This is a genomic window from Dietzia sp. CQ4 (assembly GCF_014145125.1).
In the GTDB taxonomy this organism is placed as follows: Bacteria; Actinomycetota; Actinomycetes; order Mycobacteriales; family Mycobacteriaceae; genus Dietzia; species Dietzia natronolimnaea.
In genome coordinates this window covers 1-20,456 of sequence record NZ_JAALDZ010000134.1, presented here as the reverse complement: position 1 = coordinate 20,456, position 20,456 = coordinate 1, and the positions used below count along the sequence as shown (strand labels likewise).

Annotated in this window: 16 protein-coding genes and 1 pseudogene; 8 read left to right on the top strand and 9 right to left on the bottom strand. The window is 70.3% G+C overall.

Going from position 1 to position 20,456, the window contains the following annotated elements; translation table 11 throughout:
* Together G6031_RS08625 and G6031_RS08620 are read left to right on the top strand one after the other, a co-directional pair.
* On the top strand, positions 1 to 2,118 hold a 2,118-nt coding region (locus tag G6031_RS08625; protein WP_182653019.1), incomplete at its 5' end, for a DEAD/DEAH box helicase.
* A 123-nt stretch (positions 2,119 to 2,241) separates the two neighbouring features.
* Positions 2,242 to 3,444, top strand: coding sequence for a calcium/sodium antiporter (locus G6031_RS08620; protein ID WP_182653018.1), 1,203 nt, complete (start codon positions 2,242 to 2,244; stop codon positions 3,442 to 3,444).
* Between the two features lie 70 nt (positions 3,445 to 3,514).
* Here G6031_RS08620 and G6031_RS08615 read toward each other — a convergent pair whose 3' ends face one another.
* Entirely contained in the window at positions 3,515 to 4,180 is a 666-nt protein-coding gene (locus G6031_RS08615) for a TrkA family potassium uptake protein (RefSeq protein WP_182639387.1), read from the bottom strand.
* Positions 4,173 to 5,480 carry a potassium transporter TrkG gene (locus G6031_RS08610; RefSeq protein ID WP_187700989.1) on the bottom strand — a complete coding sequence of 436 codons (1,308 nt, stop codon included), beginning with the start codon at positions 5,478 to 5,480 and terminating at the stop codon, positions 4,173 to 4,175. Before G6031_RS08610 ends, G6031_RS08615 begins: the two co-directional genes overlap by 8 nt.
* 509 nt (positions 5,481 to 5,989) lie before the next feature.
* Here G6031_RS08610 and G6031_RS08605 point away from each other — a divergent pair.
* Entirely contained in the window at positions 5,990 to 7,159 is a 1,170-nt protein-coding gene (locus G6031_RS08605) for an iron-containing alcohol dehydrogenase (RefSeq protein ID WP_182639386.1), read from the top strand.
* An 83-nt stretch (positions 7,160 to 7,242) separates the two neighbouring features.
* Here G6031_RS08605 and G6031_RS08600 read toward each other — a convergent pair whose 3' ends face one another.
* Together G6031_RS08600 and G6031_RS08595 are read right to left on the bottom strand one after the other, a co-directional pair.
* Entirely contained in the window at positions 7,243 to 7,854 is a 612-nt protein-coding gene (locus G6031_RS08600) for a TetR/AcrR family transcriptional regulator (RefSeq protein ID WP_182639391.1), read from the bottom strand.
* A 4-nt stretch (positions 7,855 to 7,858) separates the two neighbouring features.
* Positions 7,859 to 9,544, bottom strand: coding sequence for an AMP-binding protein (locus G6031_RS08595; protein ID WP_241730984.1), 1,686 nt, complete (start codon positions 9,542 to 9,544; stop codon positions 7,859 to 7,861).
* Positions 9,545 to 9,711: 167 nt separating this feature from the next.
* Between G6031_RS08595 and G6031_RS08590 the strand changes: the two genes are divergently transcribed.
* Positions 9,712 to 11,661, top strand: a complete 1,950-nt coding sequence (locus G6031_RS08590) for an NAD(P)/FAD-dependent oxidoreductase (RefSeq protein WP_182639385.1) — start codon at positions 9,712 to 9,714, stop codon at positions 11,659 to 11,661.
* Positions 11,658 to 12,803 carry a CaiB/BaiF CoA-transferase family protein gene (locus G6031_RS08585; protein WP_347237837.1) on the top strand — a complete coding sequence of 382 codons (1,146 nt, stop codon included), beginning with the start codon at positions 11,658 to 11,660 and terminating at the stop codon, positions 12,801 to 12,803. Before G6031_RS08590 ends, G6031_RS08585 begins: the two co-directional genes overlap by 4 nt.
* On the opposite strand, the gene G6031_RS08580 is transcribed toward G6031_RS08585, so the two are convergent.
* From G6031_RS08580 to G6031_RS08565, 4 genes are all read right to left on the bottom strand, one after another.
* Complete coding sequence (locus tag G6031_RS08580) at positions 12,793 to 13,974, bottom strand: cytochrome P450 (RefSeq protein ID WP_241737262.1); 1,182 nt, start codon at positions 13,972 to 13,974, stop codon at positions 12,793 to 12,795. The genes G6031_RS08585 and G6031_RS08580 overlap by 11 nt on opposite strands.
* A gap of 73 nt (positions 13,975 to 14,047) precedes the next feature.
* Entirely contained in the window at positions 14,048 to 15,220 is a 1,173-nt protein-coding gene (locus G6031_RS08575; protein WP_347237836.1) for an MFS transporter, read from the bottom strand.
* 39 nt (positions 15,221 to 15,259) lie between these two features.
* Positions 15,260 to 17,080 (bottom strand): FAD-binding dehydrogenase, encoded by a 1,821-nt coding sequence (locus G6031_RS08570; protein ID WP_182653017.1) that lies wholly within the window; start codon positions 17,078 to 17,080, stop codon positions 15,260 to 15,262.
* A 17-nt stretch (positions 17,081 to 17,097) separates the two neighbouring features.
* Positions 17,098 to 17,829: an AAA family ATPase gene (locus tag G6031_RS08565; RefSeq protein ID WP_259846721.1), complete on the bottom strand. Its 732-nt coding sequence runs from the start codon at positions 17,827 to 17,829 to the stop codon at positions 17,098 to 17,100.
* A gap of 23 nt (positions 17,830 to 17,852) precedes the next feature.
* On the opposite strand from G6031_RS08565, the gene G6031_RS08560 reads away from it, so the two are divergent.
* From G6031_RS08560 to G6031_RS08550, 3 genes are read left to right on the top strand one after another with little or no spacing between them, the layout of a single operon-like run.
* On the top strand, positions 17,853 to 18,635 hold the full coding sequence (locus G6031_RS08560) for an MBL fold metallo-hydrolase (RefSeq protein ID WP_182653016.1): 783 nt from the start codon (positions 17,853 to 17,855) through the stop codon (positions 18,633 to 18,635).
* Complete coding sequence (locus G6031_RS08555) at positions 18,632 to 19,510, top strand: Sir2 family NAD-dependent protein deacetylase (RefSeq protein WP_182639379.1); 879 nt, start codon at positions 18,632 to 18,634, stop codon at positions 19,508 to 19,510. Before G6031_RS08560 ends, G6031_RS08555 begins: the two co-directional genes overlap by 4 nt.
* Positions 19,511 to 19,544: 34 nt before the next feature.
* Positions 19,545 to 20,165, top strand: a complete 621-nt coding sequence (locus G6031_RS08550; RefSeq protein WP_182639378.1) for a carbonic anhydrase — start codon at positions 19,545 to 19,547, stop codon at positions 20,163 to 20,165.
* A gap of 104 nt (positions 20,166 to 20,269) precedes the next feature.
* Here the strand turns inward: G6031_RS08550 and G6031_RS08545 are convergent.
* Positions 20,270 to 20,456 (bottom strand): annotated as a pseudogene (locus tag G6031_RS08545) (glutamate 5-kinase); the annotation flags it as partial.

Genomic DNA, 20,456 nt, shown 5'->3' with positions numbered 1-20,456 from the left:
TCGCGCGCCGACGAACTGTTGGGCGCGCTCGCCGGGCCGGGGGCGGCGCTGCGGGAGGACCAGTGGACCGCGATCGAGGCGCTCGTGGCCGACCGCCGGCGGGCCCTCGTCGTGCAGCGCACCGGCTGGGGCAAGTCGGCCGTGTACTTCATCGCCGCCCGTCTGCTCCGGGAACTCGGCTCGGGGCCCACGGTGATCGTCTCGCCGCTGCTGGCGCTCATGCGGAACCAGGTCGAGGCGGCCGCGCGGGCCGGGGTACGGGCGGCCACCATCAATTCGGCCAACATGACCGAGTGGGACGACGTGCGCGCCTCGGTCCGCGCCGGCGAGGTGGACGTTCTACTGGTCAGCCCGGAGCGGCTCAACAACCCTGACTTCCGCGACACCGTGCTGCCCGCGCTGGCCGCGGACGCCGGACTGGTGGTGGTCGACGAGGCCCACTGCGTCTCGGACTGGGGGCACGATTTCCGGCCCGACTACCGCCGGATCCGCACGCTGCTGGCCGATCTGCCCGAGGGCGTACCGGTGTTGGCCACCACCGCCACGGCCAACGACCGGGTGGTGCGCGACGTGGCGCAGCAGCTCGGTGTGGGCGAACGGCCGGGTGGGCCGGATCGCGCGGACTCGGAGGAGGGTGACCCCGCGGCGTCCGACACCCTCGTCCTGCGGGGTGGGTTGGACAGGGAGTCGCTGCGGCTGTCGGTCGTGGCGATCGACGACTCGGAGCGTCGCGCGGCGTGGTTGGTGGAGAACCTGGAGTCCCTGCCGGGCAGCGGGATCGTCTACAGCCTGACCGTCGCGGCGGCGGAGGACATGGCCGAGTTGCTCACCTCCGCCGGGCACCGGGTGAGCGCCTACACCGGCCGCACCGACGCGGGCGAGCGCGAGGAGCTCGAGCGCGCGCTGTTGGACAACGAGGTCAAGGCGCTGGTCGCCACCTCCGCGCTGGGCATGGGATTCGACAAGCCCGACCTGGGCTTCGTCGTCCACCTCGGAGCCCCGCCGTCGCCCATCTCCTACTACCAGCAGATCGGTCGCGCCGGTCGTGCGGCCGACCGGGCCGAGGTGGTCCTGCTGCCCGGCCCCGAGGACCGGGCCATCTGGAACCACTTCGCGTCTCTGGCCTTTCCCCCCGAGGACGTGGTCCGCCGGGTGCTCGACGCCCTGGAACCCGACCGGCCGCAGTCGACCCAGGCCCTCGAACCCGCGGTCGATCTGGGCCGGACCCGGCTGGAGATGGTGCTCAAGGTGCTCGACGTGGACGGCGCGGTCCAGCGCGTGCGGGGCGGGTGGATCTCCACAGGACGACAGTGGCACTACGACGCCCAGCGCTACGCCGGGCTGGCCGAGGCCCGGCGGTCGGAGCAGGAGGCGATGATCGCGTACGAGCGGACCGGCTCCTGCCGGATGGAGTTCCTGCGCACGCAACTCGACGACCCCACTCTCGACCCGACCTCCGGCGGATGCGGACGATGCGACAACTGCACCGGCGATCGCAGGTCGACCTCAGTCGACGACGGTGCGCTGACCCGGGCACGCGAGGCTCTGGAGCGCCCGGGCGTGGTCCTACCTCCGCGACGCCAGTGGCCCACCGGGCTCGCGCGGCTGGACGTGCCGCTGAAGGGCAAGATCTCCGACGGCCCCGCCGAGGGCCGCGCGTTGGCCCGACTGACCGACCTCGGCCTGGGCCAGAAGCTTCGCGGGCTGCTCGCCGGGCCCGACCAGGAGGCGCCCGACTGGGTGGTCCGTGCCTGCGTTCCGGTTCTGCGCGACTGGGGGTGGGAGGAACGCCCCACCGGCGTGGTGGCCCTGCTCACGGGCGAGCGACCGCTCCTCGTGGGGAGTCTGGCCCGCGCGCTCGCGCAGATGGGCCGGATGGACCACCTCGGGGAACTCACCCGAGACGCCGCGCTCCCCGCGGTGACCGCCCAGAACTCGGCCTACCGGGTCGCCCAGCTGTGGGGCACGCTGACCGGCCCGGAGATCGACCCCACCGGGCCCGTCCTGCTGGTCACCGATCTGTTCGGGACGGGCTGGACGGCCACGGAGTCCGCCAGGCATCTGCGGTCCGCCGGGGCCCCGGCCGTCCTCCCGCTGGCGGTGGCCACCGCCGGCTGACCCGACGAGTGTGCAGCAGCGGACGAGCCGTCGACACGGGATAATCGCGGCCATGGACTTCTCAGCGTCTCCGCCACGGCGCCTCGGGCCCGGGTTCGCCACCTCCGACACCCGGGAGCTCGCATGAGCGCCCTGACGGTGGCCGCCCTCGCGGTCGGGTTCGTCCTCCTCGTCGCGGGCGGGGAGTCACTCGTCCGGGGGGCCGGCAGGCTGGCCGTCAGCCTGGGGATCTCGCCGCTGGTGGTGGGGTTGACCGTCGTCGCCTTTGCCACCTCGACACCGGAACTGGCGGTGAGTGTCGACGCCGCCCTCAGCGGCCACCCGGGCCTGGCGGTCGGAAACGTGGTGGGCAGCAACATCGCGAACGTGCTGCTCATCCTGGGTCTCACGGCGTTGATCGCCCCGCTGCTCGCGAAATCCCGCATCGTCCGCGTCGACATCCCCATCATGGTGGGGTTCTCCGTACTGCTGTTGGTGGTGGCACTGGACGGGGTGATCAGTTCCCTCGACGGACTGCTGCTGTTCGCCGGGGTGGTGGCCTACGTGGTGGCGACCGTCATCATCTCGCGAAGGCGCGCCGCCGACCCGACCAGCACGGCGCAGGACGAGCCGACCGAGGAGCACGCGGAGGGCGCGACGGGCGAGCAGAGCGCAGCGGGCGCGGGTACGCCGGAGAGCGCAGCGGGCGCGGTCGACGTGGACCCGGCCGAGGACGGGGCGTCGCACTCTGTGCTCAAGAGCAGCGCGATGGTGGCGCTGGGTGTGCTCATGCTGGTCGTGGGCGCGAGACTCTTGGTCACCGCGGCGAGCGATCTGGCGGCGGCCTGGGGCATGAGCGATCTGGTCATCGGCCTCACGGTGGTGGCGATCGGCACGTCACTCCCCGAACTCGCGACCAGCCTCGTGGCCGCGTTCCGGGGGGAGCGCGACCTCGCCGTCGGCAACATCGTCGGCAGCAATATGTTCAACATCGGTGCCGTTCTCGGGATCACCTCGCTCATCACGCCCATCGAGGTCGCGGCGGGCGCCATCCGCTTCGACCTGCCGATCATGGTGGCGGTGGCGCTGGCCCTGTTGCCCATCGCCTTCACCGGCATGGCGATCAAGCGCTGGGAGGGGCTCCTCTTCGCCGGGTTCTACGCGGCCTACATCGCCTACGTGGTGCTCCAGGCGTCCGACCACGACGCCCTGGAGCCGTTCAGCACCGCGATGCTCTGGTTCGTCATCCCCTTCACCGCGGTGTGGCTGATCGTGCTGGCCACCTACGAACTCGGGGTGATCCGGGGACGGAGACAGGTGCGACGACACCTCGTCCCGGACGAGTAGCGCTGCCTGACACGGGGCCGCGCATCGGCGTGGCTCGGGTCCGCGGTCCACCCCGGCGACGGAACCGTGGTCAGGACAGCTCGGCGAACCGTTCGGTGTCGCGTACCCGGCCGGAGACGATGATCGTGTCGCCCGCGGTGAGAACCGTCTCGGCGGTGGCGTAGGTGAACCCCTCCCCCGGCCGTTTGATGGCGACCACGGTGACGCCGAAGTCGGTGCGGATGCTGCTCTGTCCGAGCGGCTGGCCGAGAGCGAAGGTGGGGGCGGAGGTCTTGACCATGGCGAAGCCGTCGTCGAACTCGATGTAGTCGATCATCCGGCCCCGCACCAGGTGAGCCACCCGTTTACCCATGTCGTGCTCGGGTCGCACGACATGGTGGACGCCGATCTGGGTCAGGATCTTGGCGTGGGAGTTGCTGGTGGCCTTGGCCCAGATGTTGGGCACGCCCAGGTTGATGAGAACCGACGCGGTGAGCAGGCTGGCCTCGAGATCCGAGCCCATTCCCACGACCGCGCGGTCAAACTGGTGGACCGACAACTGGCGCAGTGATTCGTCGTCGGTGGTGTCCGCCACCACCGCGTGGGTCAGACGGTGGGAGATCTTCTGCACCACGGCGTCGCTGGAGTCCACGCCCAGGACCTCGGCGCCCTGCGCCATCAGTTCCAGGGCCAGGGACTTGCCGAACCGGCCCAGTCCCAGGACCACGACAGCATCGGGGGCTCGTCGTCTAGCCAATGAGGGGCCTCTCTGCGGGGAGGTCGTACCGACGGCCACGCTGTCGCGCGGCCAGAGCACTGACCATGGTGATCGGGCCGATTCGACCCAGGTACATCAGCAGTATCAGTATCCACTGGCCCCAGTGGGGAAGCTCGGCGGTGATCCCCGTGGACAACCCCACCGTGGCGAACGCCGAGGTGACCTCGAACAGCAGCTCGTTGAGACCGAAGGGAGTCCCGGCCAGCAGCACGATGGTCGAGGTCATGACGAGCCCGATCCCGATCAACGCCACCGCGAGTGCCTGGCGCTGCACCCGGGTGTCCACGCGACGATCGAGAATGGTCACCGACCGCTCACCACGGACCTCGGCGATGATGATGAACAGCAACAGGGCGAAGGTCGTCACCTTGATCCCGCCGGCGGTCCCGCCGCTGCCCCCGCCGATGAACATCAACACATCGGTGACGAGCAGCGTCGCGTCGTCCAGGTCCGCGTAGTCGACGCTGTTGAACCCGGCCGTCCGGGGCATCACGCCCTGGAACGCCGCCACCAGGACCTTCTGCGCCGCACCGTAGTCCTGGAGGGTGCGGGCCCACTCCAACGCGAGGACCGCGCCGAAGCCGAGAGCCAACAGCACCGCCGTGACCGAGACGGTCAGTCGTGTGTGCAGGGTCCACCCCGCCCGTGACCGGCTCCTCGGCGTGGTCCGCCGCAGCCGGCGGCCCACCTCGAACAGGACCGGGAACCCGAGGCCGCCCAGGATGACCGCGATCATCAGCGGAACGCAGATCCACGGATCGGTGGCGAACCCGATCATGTTGTCGCTGTAGAGGGCGAACCCGGCGTTGTTGAACGCCGAGATGGCGTGGAACACCCCGAGCCACAGCGCCCGCAGCACCGGTTCGTCGTAGCCCAGGGCGAAACGGACGGTCAGCGCGGCCGCGGTGACGAGCTCGATCAGGATGCTCAACCGGATCACACCGACGACGACGTCGCGGACGTCGCCGAGTTCGGAGGCCCGCGCTTCGGCTGCGGTGTTCATCCGGGCCTTGAGGCCGATCTGATCGGCCAACATCAGTCCGACCATCGACGCCATGGTCATGATTCCCAGGCCTCCGACCTGGATCAGGGCGAGGATGACCACCTGCCCGAACCCTGACCAGTGCACAGGGGTGTCCACGACGATCAACCCGGTCAGGCACATCGCCGAGGTCGCCGTGAACAGCGCCTCCGTCACCCCGGTGCCGCCACCGGGCTCGACGGCTCCGGGGAGGAGCAACAACGCGGTTCCCACCGCTATCGCCGCGGCGAAACTCATCGCCACGACCCGGACCGGGCTCAACACCACCCACCCGGACAACCGCCGCACCCCGGACGGCCACACCCGCCTGTCACCACCAGTCACGACCACAGACTGTAGACCCACGATTCCGGACGGAGGTCTCTGAACCCGTCATACCCCCACCAATAGACGATCCGCCGTTAGGCACAGGCCGAGGCGGGAATCGACGCCGGGGAACGACTCCCCCACGGCGATGTCGCTGCGATGGCCCCCACCCTCCGACCGCGACCACTCCCGCAAAAGTCCTGGCGACACCGCCGCCATCGGCGCAGTGCATCCCGTGCCTCGCACTGCCGGAGACAGATCACCGCCAACTGTGGCCCACGCCACAATCCTGATGTAGGATAACGACTGTTAGCCACGGGCGGAACGTCACTGACCGCGCTGCGCCCGATTCCCACTCGAACCCCGACGTCATCTCAGGAGTGCCGGAACGCTCCTGACGACGCCACGGGTCGAGGACCACAACGAAGGACGGTAACGCCGTGCAGTCATCACTCATCTCTCTGTCCTCCATGGAGAGAGTCCACATCGGGACCCCGGTCGCGGAGGCCGCGGCGCAGGAAGCGGAGTTGCTCGGCGCGAGCCGTGTCTTCGTGGTCTGCAGTGGGACCCTGAACTCCCAGACCGACGAGATCCAGCGGGTGATCGAGGCGCTGGGCGAGCGCTTCGTCGGCCTGTTCGACGCGGTCCGGCCCCACGTTCCCCGCGAGGACGTCATCGCGGCGACCCTGGTCGCGGCCGAGGCGGACCCGGACATGCTGCTGTGCGTCGGCGGCGGGTCGGCGACGGACCTGACCAAGATCCTCGCGGTCACGCTGGAGCACGGGATCCGCGAGGCGTCCGATATGGACGGCTACCACCTCCAGGTCAATCCGGACACCTCGGTGACCGCCCCGAGCTTCTCGGCTCCGAGCATCCCCGTGGTCGTGGCGCCCACCACCCTCGCCGGCGGCGAGTTCAACGCCCTGGCGGGATCGACGGACGAGAAGACCAACGTCAAGGAGGGCTACGTCCACCCGGCGATGACCCCGCGGGCCGTCATCCTCGATCCCGCGCTCACGCGGCACACGCCGGAATGGCTGTGGCTCTCGACCGGGGTGCGCGCCCTGGACCACGCCTTCGAGACCCTGGGATCACTCGAGTCGAACGGGTACTACGACGGGATGGCGATGAACGCCATCCGCCTGCTCTCGGAAGGACTCGTCCGTGTGAAGGAGGACGCGGGCGACCTGGAGGCCCGGCGGATGTGCCAGGTCGGGGCCTGGTCCTCGATGGTCGCGATCGTGGCGGGCCTCGACATGGGCATCAGCCACGCGGTCGGGCACGCGCTCGGCGGGTCGTTCAAGGTCCCGCACGGGTACACCTCGTGCGTCATGGCGCCCTTCGCCCTGGAGTACAACCGAGAGGTCAACGAGCATCGCCAGGCCCTGATCAGCGTCGCCTTCGGCGAACCGCAGACGCCCGCGCACGAGCTCGCCGACTCGCTCATCCGGCGACTCGGCATGCCGCGGTCGCTGGGCGAGGTCGGGCTGTCCGAGGATGATCTCCCCAGCCTGGCGGCGTACACCTTCAAGGACATCTGGTGCGGGACCAACCCGAACCCGATCGCGAACGCGGACGCGCTGGTTCCGCTGCTGCGACGAGCGCTCTGATCAGCGATACAGACCGGACCGGCCCCCTCTCGCCCGTGGCGGAGGGGGCCGGTCCGTCTGCGCGGGCGCGGCGTGCGAGAGCGCTATCGGGCCGCCTCCGCCGCGCCGCCCCGGACCCCGCGCCGGGGCCCGAGGATGCCGTTGACGATGTAGTCCACGTAGGTGGAGACCAGCGCATCGATGTCGTAGTCGTCCCGCAGCCACCAACTCACACCGTTCATGAGGTCCAGGACGGCGACGGCCGCACGCAGCGGATCGTCGACACCGAACTCGCCGGCGCGGATGCCCGCGGCGATCACGTCGCGCACCCGCCGCTGGTAGTACTTCCGGTACTCGACCACGCGCTCACGGTGGTCCTCCGTCAGCGCCGAGAGCTCCCGCAGGCTCACCAGATGCTCCACCCTGTTCACGGCCAGGTGGCGGAGGTGGACATCGACCAGCGAGGTGAGCCGCTCGGCCGGCGTGCCAGCTTCGTCGAGGACGAGCAGATGCTCCTCCACCGGGACCCGGGTCATCTTGAGGGCGATCGCGTAGAGGATCTCCTCTTTGGAGCTGAAGTGGTTGTAGAGGCTGGCACCCTTGATCCCCACCGAATCGGCGATGCCGCGCATCCCCGCCGAGTGGTAGCCCTGCTCGGCGAAGTACTCGGCCGCCGCGGCCAGTATCGAATCGCGTCTGCTGGGCTCGGTGTTCAGCGTCTCAGTCCTTTGCGTGCAGGCGGCGTAGCTCTCTCTTGAGCAGTTTGCCCTGTGGGTCCGTGGGGAGTTCGTCCACGATCGTGATCACCTTGGGGACCTTATAGCCTGCGAGCACCGTCTTGCAGTGCTCTCGCAACTCCGGACCCGACACGTCGCTGCCGTCGACCGCGATGACGAAGCCGGTGACGGCCTCGGACCAGTACTCGTCCGGGAGACCGACGACGGCGGCGCGCGCCACCCCGGGATGGGCCTGCAGGACCCGCTCGACCTCCTGGGAGGACACGTTGTATCCCCCCGTCTTGATCATGTCCTTGTTGCGGTCGAGGAAGAACATGTTGCCCTCGGCGTCGCGTCGGACGATGTCACCGGTGTGGAGCCAGCCGCCGTCGAGGACCGCGGCGGTCTTCTCGGGATCCTTGTAGTACCCCGCCATCACCGACGGGGTGCGACACAGGAGCTCCCCGCTCTCCGCCTCGTTCCCGTCGGCGTCGACCACCCTGACCTCCAGATGGCCGACCGGTTTACCGATCCAGGTGGGGTCCTGCCCGGGAACGTCCTCGAGTTGCTTGAACCAGCCGACCGACCCCAACTGGGTCAGTTCCGACTGCCCCCAGTAGGTTCCCCAGATCGACGACGGGGCGGCGCGGTGCCATGCGTCCACCGTCCGCGGGGAGACCTGTCCCCCGTAGGTCAGACACCGCTGGATGGTCCCCACCGCATCGGGCCCGAAGCCCGGATGGTCCGCCAGGGAGATGAAGAACGTCGGCGTCTGGGCCAGGACCGTGATCTGCTCTGTCCTGATCATGGTCAACACGTCGGCGGGCGCGAGGCTGGCCGGCAGGACGAGGGTCGCGCCCAGGAGGATGAGGGAGGTCAGGGACCCGATCCCGGCGATGGTGTGGAACGGCATGACGAACAACCAGACGTCGTCGTCCAGGCAGCGCAGTCCCCACGTGTACGCGGGTGCGGTGGAGATCAGGTAGTTGCGGTGCGGCAACATGACCCCCTTCGGTGCCGCCTCGGTCCCGCTCGTGTAGACGATCATCGCGAGGTCGAGCTCGTCGATGTCACACTCGGGCTCCGTGTCCGGGGAGGACCCGAGGTGGCGGTCGAAGTCGTGGCAGCCCGTCTCGTCCGTGCTCACGGACTCCGTACCGTCGGGTCCCGTGCAGTCGAGGACGACGATCTCGGGCCGGTTCTCCGACTCACCGAGCGCCGCACGGACCACCGGGAGGAACTCCGCGGCCACGACCACCGCGGCGGGCTCGAGGTGGGCGAGCTGTTGCGCCACCTCGCCCGTGCCCAACAACACGTTGATCCCGGAGTAGGCGGCGCCGATCTTGAGAATTCCGTAGTAGGCGATGACCGACTCCACACGGTTGCGCGCCATCACCGCGACCCGGTCGCCGCGGGCCACACCGAGCCCGAGGAGCATGTGGGCGGCCCGGTTGGCGCCCCGGTCGAGCTCACCGTAGGTGGTCACGGTCCGACCGCCACCGGGTGCGTAGGAGACGATCGCGGCTTTGCCTGCCCGGCTCTGCGCATGACGGCGGAGCTGGTCACCCAGGGTCGCCCGTCCCAGGGGAGCGGACTGAACCGAGGTCAGGCGGTGGCCCGGGGCGCCACCGGTCCCCGAGGGCTGGCGCGGATCGGTGACACTCGACTCGACACGTACCGGCTGTTCCATGATTTCTCGCTCTCCCGCACTACTTACCGCCGTTAGTATGATCTGGCTCATACTTGCATCGCGGGCGAACGCGGTCAACCCCGAAGCAGACGAGAGTGTTCCCAACTTGTCCAGAGGAGTTCTCCGAACCCTTGGCCGTCTGACTAACTGCTGTTAGTCTGCGGAGTATGACCACAGTCACTGATTCGGATCGTCGCCGACTCCGCTCGGCGGTACGCCGGGGCAACGTCCCGACCATGCTCGCCGTCCTGCTCGAGTTGACGGCCGACGAGCGGTGGATGGCCCCCCGCTACCAGCCCACCCGCAGCCGGGGCATGGACGACAACTCGACCGGCGGTCTTCCGGACGAGGTCCAGGAAGAGATCCGGGAGGCGCTGGTCGACGCGGTCGAGCGCTGGTGGGAGTCGGATGAGCCCTCCCGACGGGAGATGGACGGCCCGGACGTCGAACGGTTGCTCAACTTCACCTGCGGTGAGACCGTGCCGCCGGACTTCGCGCCGATGATGGCGGAGATCGTCAACGGGCCGCCGATCGCGCCGGCCGCCGCCGAACCCGACGAGCGTCTCCACGCCATCGTGATCGGTGCCGGCATCGCGGGGATGCTCGCCTCCGTGGAGTTCACCCGGGCCGGGATCCCCCACGTGATCCTGGAGAAGAACGAGGACGTCGGGGGTTCCTGGTGGGAGAACCGCTATCCCGGCGCCGGGGTGGACACCCCCAGCCACCTCTATTCGATCTCCTCGTTCCACCACAACTGGTCCACGCACTTCGGTAAGCGCGATGAGGTCCAGGGCTACCTCGAGGACTTCGCCGAGGCGAACGACATCCGGCGGCACGTCCGCTTCCGCCACGAGGTGACGCGCGCGGAGTTCGATGAACCCGGGCAGTCCTGGAGGGTGACGGTCCGGCGGCCCGACGGCGGGTCGGAGGTCCTCCGGGCACCGATCCTGATCAGCGCCGTCGGCCTGCTCAACCGCCCCAAGGTCCCGGACCTCCCGGGCCTGGAGAGCTTCGGGGGTCGCCTCTTCCATTCCGCCGAGTGGCCGAGTGAGCTGGACGATCCTGACGCCCTCCGGGGCAAGAGGGTGGGCATCGTCGGGGCGGGCGCCAGTGCCATGCAGATCGGGCCGGCCATCGTTGACCGTGTCGGATCCCTGACGGTCTTCCAACGCTCGCCCCAGTGGATCGCCCCCAACGACGACTACTTCGCGCCCATCCACGAGGACGTGCACTGGCTGATGGACCACGTCCCCGGGTACCGGGAGTGGTACCGCGCCAGGCTCTCGTGGATCTTCAACGACAAGGTGTACCCGACCCTCCAGGTGGACCCCGAGTGGCCGGAGCCGAGCGCCTCGATCAACGCGACCAACCACGGTCACCGCAAGTTCTACGAACGCTATCTCCGCGATCTACTGGGCGACCGCGACGACCTCATCGAGGCGTCGCTGCCGGACTATCCCCCCTTCGGCAAGCGGATGTTGCTGGACAACGGGTGGTTCGCGATGCTGCGTAAGCCCCAGGTCACCCTGGTCCCCCGCGGGGTCCGGGCGGTCACCCCCTCGGGTCTTACCGACTCCGACGGCGTCGAGCACGAGCTTGACATCATCGTCATGGCGACCGGCTTCCACAGTGTGCGGATCCTGCACCCGATGGACATCGTGGGTCGATCGGGCCGCTCCACCCGGGAGATCTGGGGAGAACACGACGCGCGCGCCTACCTGGGGATCACGGTCCCCGATTTCCCCAACTTCTTCATCATGACCGGGCCCAACACGGGCCTCGGCCACGGGGGGAGCTTCATCACGATCCTGGAGTGCCAGGTCAGGTACATCATGGACGCCGTGGAGCTGATGCGGTCGCAGAACCTCGGCACGCTGGAGTGCCGGAGTGAGGTCAACGATCGATACAACGAGGCCGTCGATCGGCAGCACGCGCAGATGGTGTGGACCCATCCGGCGATGGAGAACTGGTACCGCAACCCGGATGGTCGCGTCGTGTCGGTGCTCCCCTGGCGCATCAACGACTACTGGGCCATGACCAACGCGGTCGACCCGGCGGACTTCCACACCGAGCCGGTCCACGCCGGATCGTCCCCGGCCCTCACCACCGGACGGTGAGCGTGCGGGACGAGGCGGCCCGGGACCCGCACGGCGGACCGCTGGACGGCCTCCGGGTGGTCGAGATGGAGGCCATCGGGCCGCTTCTGCACGCGGGGCTCATGCTGGCGGACCTCGGCGCCGACGTGATCCGCGTGATGCGACCCGTCCCGGTGGGTGCCGACGACGGCAACGACGAGGCGAACTCGGGGATGCTCCGGGGCGGGACCGAGGTCGCGGTCGACCTGACCGACCCGGACGGGCTGCGCCGGGTGCGCGACCTGGTGGGCCGCGCCGACGTACTGATGGAGGGATCCCGTCCCGGCACGATGGAGAAGCTCGGTCTCGGCCCCGACGTGTGGCAGCAGGAGAACCCGGGATTGATCTACGGCCGCATGAGCGGTTGGGGCCAGGAGGGACCGCTGGCCCGCGAGGCCGGACACGACATCAACTACCTCGCACTGTCCGGCGCCCTGGGGCAGCTCGGACCGGTTTCCGGACCGCCGTCGCCGCCACTGAACCTCGTCGGCAACTTCGGCGGTGGGTCGATGTTCCTGCTGGTGGGGATCCTGGCCGCCCTGCACGAGAGGCAGCGGACCGGCCGCGGCCAGGTGGTGGATGCGGCGATGGCGGACGGCGCGAGTTCCCTGACCGCTCTGGTCCGCTCATGGCAGCACGCCGGCCGGTGGTCCACCCGGCGGGGCACCAACCTGCTCGACGGGTCGGCGCCGTTCTACCGGGCCTACGAGTGCGCCGACGGCGGATACCTCGCGGTGGGGGCGCTCGAGGACGTGTTCTACGACCGCCTCGTACGCGGTCTCGGGCTGGATCCCGCCATCCTGCCGGATCGCTGGGACACCACCAACTGGGACGCTCTGTCCGAGACCTTCGGTCAACGGTTCGCCATGCGTGACCGCGACGCCTGGGCCGAGGACTTCGACGAGCTGGACGCGTGCGTCACACCGGTGCTCTCGCTCCGCGAGGCCACGCTCCACGACCACGCGGTACAACGGGGGGCCTTCGTCGACGCGGGCGGCTACCCGATGCCCGCCGCCGCCCCTCGGATGAGCTCGTCCCTCGGCGCAGCACCACCGCCGTGCCGTGCGGACGTGGACGCGGCCCTGTCGGGGTGGGGCGATCGGCGCCGCAGTCTCACACCCTGAGCCGTCTCACACCCGGAGACTGAGCGTCCGGAGTCGTCGGACCAGCACACTCGGCGTGGGAGGAATCGATCTCGGGGACCGGGTCGAGGCCCAGGAGGAAGTCCAGAGCGGCGAGCGACTCCATCCGCGCGAGCGCCGCGCCCACGCAGAAGTGGATCCCACGCCCGAACGACAGGTGCGAGCCCTCCCCCCGGTCCGGCATGAACCGACCCGGTCGGCTGAACTGTCGGTCGTCACGGTTGGCGCTACCCCAGAGCAGGAACAGGTGGGTACCGGCGGCGAGATCGACCCCACCGAGTTCGGTGTCCCTGGTGACGTGGCGATAGTGCCCCCGGAACGGTGCCTCCAGTCTGAGGGTCTCCTCGATGAAGAGCGGACGCGCGGCGGGGTCCGACCGGAGTGGATCCACCCACTCCGGGTGCTGCCCCAGTCGCCAGACCAGCGACCCCAGGTGCCCGACCGTCGACTCGATCCCCGCCGCCACCAGCTGGACCAGGACCTGCACCGCGACCTCGTGCGTCATGTCTGCGTCGTCGACCAGTCGGGCGAGGTCTCCGAGCACCGAGGCCGGTCGCGTGGCCCGCGCTTCTGCGAGCGCGCCGGAGAGGTACTCGATCAGTTCCCCGACCGATCGGACCGAGTCGTCGAGCTCGTCGGCCGAGACCATCCCGTCCAGCATCCGAGTGCTGGCGAACGCCCAGCGGCACAGCCTGTCGACGTCCTGTCGGGGCAGACCCATGAGGGTGGCGACGACCGAGGCCGGGAGGCGTTCGGCGATGTCCTTGACCCAGTCGATGCCACCGTCCCGGTGGCCCTCCGCCCACAGTTCGCGCAGTCGGGTGTCGATGACCGGTCTCCAGGCTCGGAGCTTGCGCGGGGTGATCGACGGCATGACCAGCGTCCGGTGGGCCCGGTGGATCTCACCGTCCGCGGTGGCCAGCACGTGCACGGGGGACCCGAGTTCGGCGACGGGGAATCCGGTGACTTCCCCGTCCGGCGCCACCACCATCGTCGCGGTGAGGTTGGAGGAGAAGTCCTCGACCCGGGCCGTCGCCTCCACCATGAGGTCCCAGGACCGGACCGCGTAGAACGACGAGTCCCCGATCCGCTCGATCCCCGGCGACACACGTGACGGATCGAGGAGGCCCATGACGTCGCCCGCGCTCTGCATGCCTGCCACCCTCGCGCACGAGCCCGTGCCGCACGGTGGATTCGGGGACACAGCGGCGTCGGGGCCGCTGTTCTCAGGCCACGGGAGCGGTGGCGTTCCTGCGGCTTCCGCCGAGCAGCACCAGCCCCACCCCACTGCCCAGGGAGACCGCGGCACTGATCAGGAGCAGCGTCCCGAGCCCGACTGTCGGGATCACGGTGCCCGCGATCGCCGGTGCGACGACGGAGCTCACGGCGCCCACGACCAGGCATGCGGTGAACGCCGCTCCCGCGCGGTCCGGCACCCGCTCGGCGGTCCACACCGCCAGCACCGCCGAACCGGTCATGTACCCCACACCGAAGACGCACGCCGAGACCACGGTGGCGAGGAGGGAATCACCGGCCGCGCCCAGCAACACCAACGCCAGGGCCACGGTCATCAGGCACATCGCGGCGACCCGGGTGCTGCCCCACCGCCCCGCCATGGCGCCGGTGGCCAGCGCCACCAGGCCGCTGGCGCCGATCAGGACGTAGAGGACCGGAACCGCGAGTGCGGGCAGGTCGGTGCCGCCGAGGACGTCCGCGGCGTAGGTGAAGTAGATGACGACGACGGCGAAGTAGACGACCGAGTAGCCGGCGGGGACCGGGAGGGCCCTGGCCGGCGCGGCGACATTCCGCTGGCCGCGTGGGCGTCCGGTCGGGTCGGTGCGCGGCACGAGGAGGAGGTTGAGGACCGCCGCGAGCACGGCTGCCACCGCGACGCCGGCCCACACCAGACGCCACGTCGTGTGGGTGGCGAGCACCGCCACCCCACCCAGCGCGATAAGCCCGGCGCCGGTGCCGGTGGTGATCATCGCCAGGGCCCTGGACTGCAGGCGTGGGGCCACCGTCCGGGTCACGATGTCGGAGTACGGCGCCCATACCCAGCCGCCCGCACTGCCACACAACACCGCTCCCGCCGCGAGGAGCCCGGGCGACTGCGCGACCACCACGATCACCGCACCCAATGCGCCACAGACCCCGCCGACCGTGGTGGGCGCACGCGCACCGCGACGCGCCGCCAGCGGACCCGCGAGGACCAGACCGGTGAGGAAACCGGTGAACGTGGCGCTGGCGATGAGCCCCAGCACCAGTTCCGAGACCCCGAGCTCCTGTCGGATGTCCGGAAGCGTCAGTCCGTAGACGTACCGCGCCATACCGAAGGCCACACCGACGACCGCCGCCCCGGCGATCCCGATCCGGGTCGCGGAGGAGGCCACCTCAGCCACGGTGCCGACCTCGGTCAGACCACGCGCGGCCCACCCCGGTCAGACCTCGCGCGCCATCGCCCGGCCCGCCTTCATCCCCGAGAAGATGCAGCCACCGAGGAAGGTGCCCTCGAGCGAGTTGTACCCGTGGACCCCTCCGCCGCCGAACCCGGCGACCTCCCCGGCCGCGTACAGGCCGGGGAAGGGTTCACCGTCGGGCCGCAGGCACTGGGAGTCCAGGGTGGTCTCGATCCCACCCAGCGTCTTGCGGGTCATGAGGTGCACCTTGACCGCGATCAGCGGGCCACCGGAGCCGGCGGCGGACCCCGAGCCGACGCCAGAGTCCGCGAGGAGCTTGTGCGGCTTGGCGATGCGGGTGAGCTTGTCGGTGAGCACCCGACGCGAGTTGTGGATGGCCTGCACCTGCGCGTCCTTGGCGAAGGGGTTGTCCATCTGTCCGTCCATGGCCAGGACGAACTCGCGTACCTTCTCCACCTCGAGCTCGGGCTCTCCTTCGCGGACCAACTCGTTCATCCCCGTCACCAGCTCCTCCAGGGAATCGGCCACCACCCAGTCCACGCCCTTCTCGGCGAACTCGCCCACCGAGGGCGGCAGCCCCTTCTTGGCGCGGGACAGGAACTTCTTGACCACCTTGTCGGTCATCTCCGGGTTCTGTTCGGAGCCCGAGAGCACGAACTCCTTCTCCGCGATGGCCGAGTCCAGGATGAACCAGGAGTGGTCGTACCCGGTCCGGCGGATGGCCTCGACGGACGCGGTGGTGTGGAAGCCCGGGAACAGCGGCACCGGCATCCGCGCGCCCGTGGCGTCCAGCCACAGCGTCGACGGGCCCGGGATGATGCGGATGGCGTGCGAGGGCCAGATGGGGGCGAAGTTGGCGACCCCCTCGGTGTAGTGCCACATCCGGTCGCGGTTGATGAGGTTCGCCCCGGCCGTGCCCGAGATCTCGAGCATGCGGCCGTCGACGTGCTCCGGGACCCCCAGGATGAGGTCTCCGGGCGCGTCGCCCAGGCGGTCCGACGGCCAGTACCGGCGCACGAGGTCCGGGTTGCCGCCGATCCCGCCCGAGGACACGAGCACCGCGCCGCCCCGGAACTCGAAGGTCCCCGTCTCCTCGCGGGGGGAGGACACGCCCCGGTCCAGATCGCACGGGACGAGGGTGGCGCCGCGGACGCCCACGGCCCGCCCGTCCTCGACGACGATCTCGTCGACGCGGTGGCGCACCGCGAATCGCACCCGCCCCTCGGCGGCGGCCGTGCGGACCGGCTCCTCGAAGACGCGCACCACCTCGGGCCCGGTACCCCAGGTCACGTGGAATCGCGGGACGGAGTTGCCGTGGCCTCCCACGTCCCCGCCACCGCGCTCCGCCCAGCCGACGGTGGGGATGATCTTGAGCCCCAGCTCGTTCAGGTACGTGCGCTTCTCCCCTGCCGCGAACTCCACGTACGCCCGCGCCCACCGCCGGGGCCAGTGGTCCTCGGGCCGGTCGAAGGCCGCCGAACCGAGCCAGTCTCGCCACGCCAGGTCCAGCGAGTCGTGGATGCCGATGCGCCGCTGCTCGGGGGTGTCCACCATGAACAGGCCACCGAGCGACCAGTAGGCCTGTCCGCCCAGGTTCTTCTCGTTCTCCTGGTCCACCACGAGGACCTTCTTGCCCGCTCGGCTCGCCTCGTAGGTGGCGACCAGCCCCGCCAGGCCGTGGCCCACCACGATGATGTCGGGCGTGAACCCGGGCTCGGGTGCCGGCAGCGGCCCGGCGTTGGCGGCGGTCGAGGTGGACGGCGGGGCGTACGAGGGGTACTCGGGGTGGACGGGCCGGGCCTCCCCGGCGGTACGGGCGGGACGGGACGCGGAGTTGGTCATGGGTCCAGTGTGCCGGGTCACTCCAACAGATGACGCAGATACCGCTCCGGGGCCGCGAGATACCGGCGGTGGTGGTCCACCATCGCCAGGTCCTCCCAGCGACTGCGGTGCATCCCGTCCTCCGACAGCTCGTACACCGCGGCCCCCGGCACGGAGGCCAGGATCGGGGAGTGGGTGGCCATGAGCACCTGTGCCCCCCGTCGGTCGGCCAGCTCGAGCAACTGCGCGACCAGGCGGAGCTGGGCGTCGAAGGACAGTCCCGCCTCGGGCTCGTCCAACACGAACAACCCGCCGCCGGAGAACCGGGAGGAGTCCACCAGGTCCCAGAACGCCTCGCCGTGACTGCGCGCGTGGAAGTCCTGACCCGGCCCCGACGACTGCAGGTAGGTGAACAACCCGTGCATGGTCTCGGCCCGCACGAAGTAGCCCCACCGCGGCGCCCCGCCCCCGCGCACCAACCGCAGCGCCTCGTGCAACGGGGACTCCGACGCCCACGTGGAGTTCCGGGCCCCGGTGGACCCGCCCTCGGCGTTCAGGCCGAACGCCATGGCCACGGCCTCGACGATCGTGGACTTGCCGGACCCGTTCTCCCCCACCAGGACGGTGAGGTCGTCGAGCTCCAGCCCGTCCCGCACGAGATCGGCCACCGCGGGTACCGAATACGGCCACGCCCCGGACGACGCGACGAGGCCGGGGTCCACCGCGACGCGAACCAGCGGACGCGGGTCCAGCACGCCGTCTCGACTCACGCGGCCACGGTACCGTGGCCGACATGCGGATCCACCAGATGAACTGCGGGACGTTCGCCGGACGGGTCCCGACCCGCGTACTGCTGGTGGAGGCCCCGGAGGGTCTGGTGCTGGTGGACACCGGCATCGGGCTCCACGACATCGCCGACCCCGCCGCCCGGCTGGGTCCCTCACGACACGCGATGCGCCCCCGACTCGACCCGTCCGAGACCGCCTACCGGCGCATCGAGGCCATGGGGTTCGACCCCCGCGAGGTGCGCCACATCGTGCTCACCCACATGGATTTCGACCACATCGGCGGGCTCGCCGACTTCCCCGGGGCGGAAGTACACGTGGCCTCCGAGGCCCTGACGTGGGCGGTGCGCACCCCGCGCTGGATCGAGCGGCGTCGCTACCGCCGCGCCCAGTGGGCGCACGGCCCGGCGTTCACCGAGTACACCTACGGGACCGACCGGTGGGAGGGCTTCCGTGTGCATCCCCTGGACCACGTGCTCGAGGGGATGGCCCTGGTCGATCTGCCGGGCCACACCGTGGGGCACGCCGGCGTCCTGGTCCCCGGCGATCCGCGGGACCCCGGCGAGGTCGACGTCCTGCACGCCGGGGACGCGTTCTACCTGCGCGGTCAGATCGACCCGTCGGTCGGCTACCCGAGGGCGATCGCTGTCGCCGAACGTGCCCTGTCGCTGGTCCCGTCGGCCGTCGAGTTGACCCACGAGCGCCTCGCGGTACTGGCCGGGCGCCGCGTCGGGGACCTGCGGGTGGTGTGCGCCCACGACCCGACGGGTCCGGGAGGCGTCCCGGGATGAGGATCCGGGACACCGCCTGGACTCCCGCCGCGCGCACCGACCCGGACCGGGATCTGCCGGCGCGGGCCACGGCGTTGGCGGACCTCATGCGGGGCCGGAGGGCGACGATCCTCACCGGGGCGGGGATCTCCACCCCCTCCGGGATCCCCGACTACCGCGGACCGGACTCCCCCGCCCGGACCCCCATGACCTTCCAGGAGTTCGTCGGGGACCCCGGGTACCGCCGCCACTACTGGGCCCGCAACCACCTGGGTTGGCGACACATGGAGGCCGCGCGGCCCAACGCGGCCCACGCGCTGGTGGCCGACTGGGAACGCCGGGGCCTGGTCAGCGGCGTCATCACCCAGAACGTGGACCTGCTCCACCTCAAGGCCGGCAGTCGCCGGCTCGTGGACCTGCACGGCAGCTACGCCGTGGTCACCTGTCTCGACTGTGGCCTGCGCCAGAGCAGATGGGCTCTGCACGAGGATCTCGACCGTCTCAACCCCGGCTTCGCGGAGCGGGTCGCCACTCGCGGTGCCATCGAGGTCGCCCCGGACGCCGATGCGGTCCTCGACGACACCGCGGACTTCCGCATGGTGGACTGCCGCCGCTGCTCGGGCGTGCTCAAGCCCGACATCGTCTACTTCGGGGAGAACGTCCCGGCGCACCGGGTGGCGGAGGCCAACGCCCTGGTCGACGGGTCCGACCTCGTCGTCGTCGTGGGGTCCTCCCTCACCGTCCGGTCGGGATACCGGTTCGTGCGGCGCGCGGTGACCACCGGCACCCCCGTGGCCGTGGTCAACCGCGGCCACACCCGGGCGCACGCCGAAGCCACGCTGACGGTCGACGGCGACTGCATCGAGGTGTTGGCCCTCGTCGACCGGGCCCTGTAGGCGAACTGCGCGAGCAGAGCGGCAGACTGCAGGGATGAGCACAGACCTGACCCCCGACGCCGCTCTGCAGCGGCTACTCGACGGAAACCGCCGCTACGTCGACGGTGCGGGCCTGCACGCCCACCAGGACCCCGCACGCCGCGCCGAACTCACCGGCCAGCAGCACCCCTTCGGGATGGTCTTCGGCTGCGCCGACTCGCGGGTGCCCGCCGAGGTCGTCTTCGACCAGGGCCTCGGCGACCTGTTCGTCATCCGCAACGCCGGCCACATCGTGGACCCGTCGGTACTGGGCTCGATCGAGTTCGGTGTGGACGTGCTGGGCATCCCGCTGACGCTGGTGCTCGGGCACACCTCGTGCGGCGCCGTGGGCGCGGCGATCAACGCCGTCGACACGCACACCACCCCGTCGGGATATTTGCGCGACGTGGTGGAGCGGATCGCCCCGGCCGTGTTCGAGGCCCGGCGGGACCCCGCGGCCGGATACGAGGACGTGGTGATCGAGAACGTGCGCCAGGCGGTCACGGCGATCCGCGAGAAGTCCTCGGCGGTGGACCGCGCGATCTCCCGGGGACGCACCGCGATCGTCGGGGCGCTGTACAACCTCGCCGAGGGCACGGTCACCCCGGTCCATACCGAGGGCAGGATCGACCTCTAGAGAGCCGGAGCGTCGTCAGCGCGCCACAGGATCACCACAGCGCCCTCATCACAGCGCAATCATCCCAGCGCCATCATCCCAGCGCCATCATCACAGCGCCATCATCACAGCGCCACCAGGTCGTCGGCGTGCACGAGAGGACGACCCTGGCCCGTGGTGCCGGTGCCGGACGCGCGTTCGGCCAGCCGGGAGCGCACCTCGATCGAGTCGTACTGGGCGATCCCCCTGGCGACGGTGTCGCCGGCGGTGTCGCGCATCTCGATCACGTCGCCGAAGTGGAACAGCCCGTCG

What these genes read in the sequence shown, in the direction of transcription:
- G6031_RS08620 (WP_182653018.1), top strand. Translation starts at nt 2,242, where the DNA reads ATGAGCGCCCTGACGGTGGCCGCCCTCGCGGTCGGGTTCGTCCTCCTC.
- G6031_RS08610 (WP_187700989.1), bottom strand. Translation starts at nt 5,480, where the DNA reads ATGAGTTTCGCCGCGGCGATAGCGGTGGGAACCGCGTTGTTGCTCCTC.
- G6031_RS08595 (WP_241730984.1), bottom strand. Translation starts at nt 9,544, where the DNA reads ATGGAACAGCCGGTACGTGTCGAGTCGAGTGTCACCGATCCGCGCCAG.
- G6031_RS08590 (WP_182639385.1), top strand. Translation starts at nt 9,712, where the DNA reads ATGACCACAGTCACTGATTCGGATCGTCGCCGACTCCGCTCGGCGGTA.
- G6031_RS08580 (WP_241737262.1), bottom strand. Translation starts at nt 13,974, where the DNA reads ATGCAGAGCGCGGGCGACGTCATGGGCCTCCTCGATCCGTCACGTGTG.
- G6031_RS08570 (WP_182653017.1), bottom strand. Translation starts at nt 17,080, where the DNA reads ATGACCAACTCCGCGTCCCGTCCCGCCCGTACCGCCGGGGAGGCCCGG.
- G6031_RS08560 (WP_182653016.1), top strand. Translation starts at nt 17,853, where the DNA reads ATGCGGATCCACCAGATGAACTGCGGGACGTTCGCCGGACGGGTCCCG.
- G6031_RS08555 (WP_182639379.1), top strand. Translation starts at nt 18,632, where the DNA reads ATGAGGATCCGGGACACCGCCTGGACTCCCGCCGCGCGCACCGACCCG.
- G6031_RS08550 (WP_182639378.1), top strand. Translation starts at nt 19,545, where the DNA reads ATGAGCACAGACCTGACCCCCGACGCCGCTCTGCAGCGGCTACTCGAC.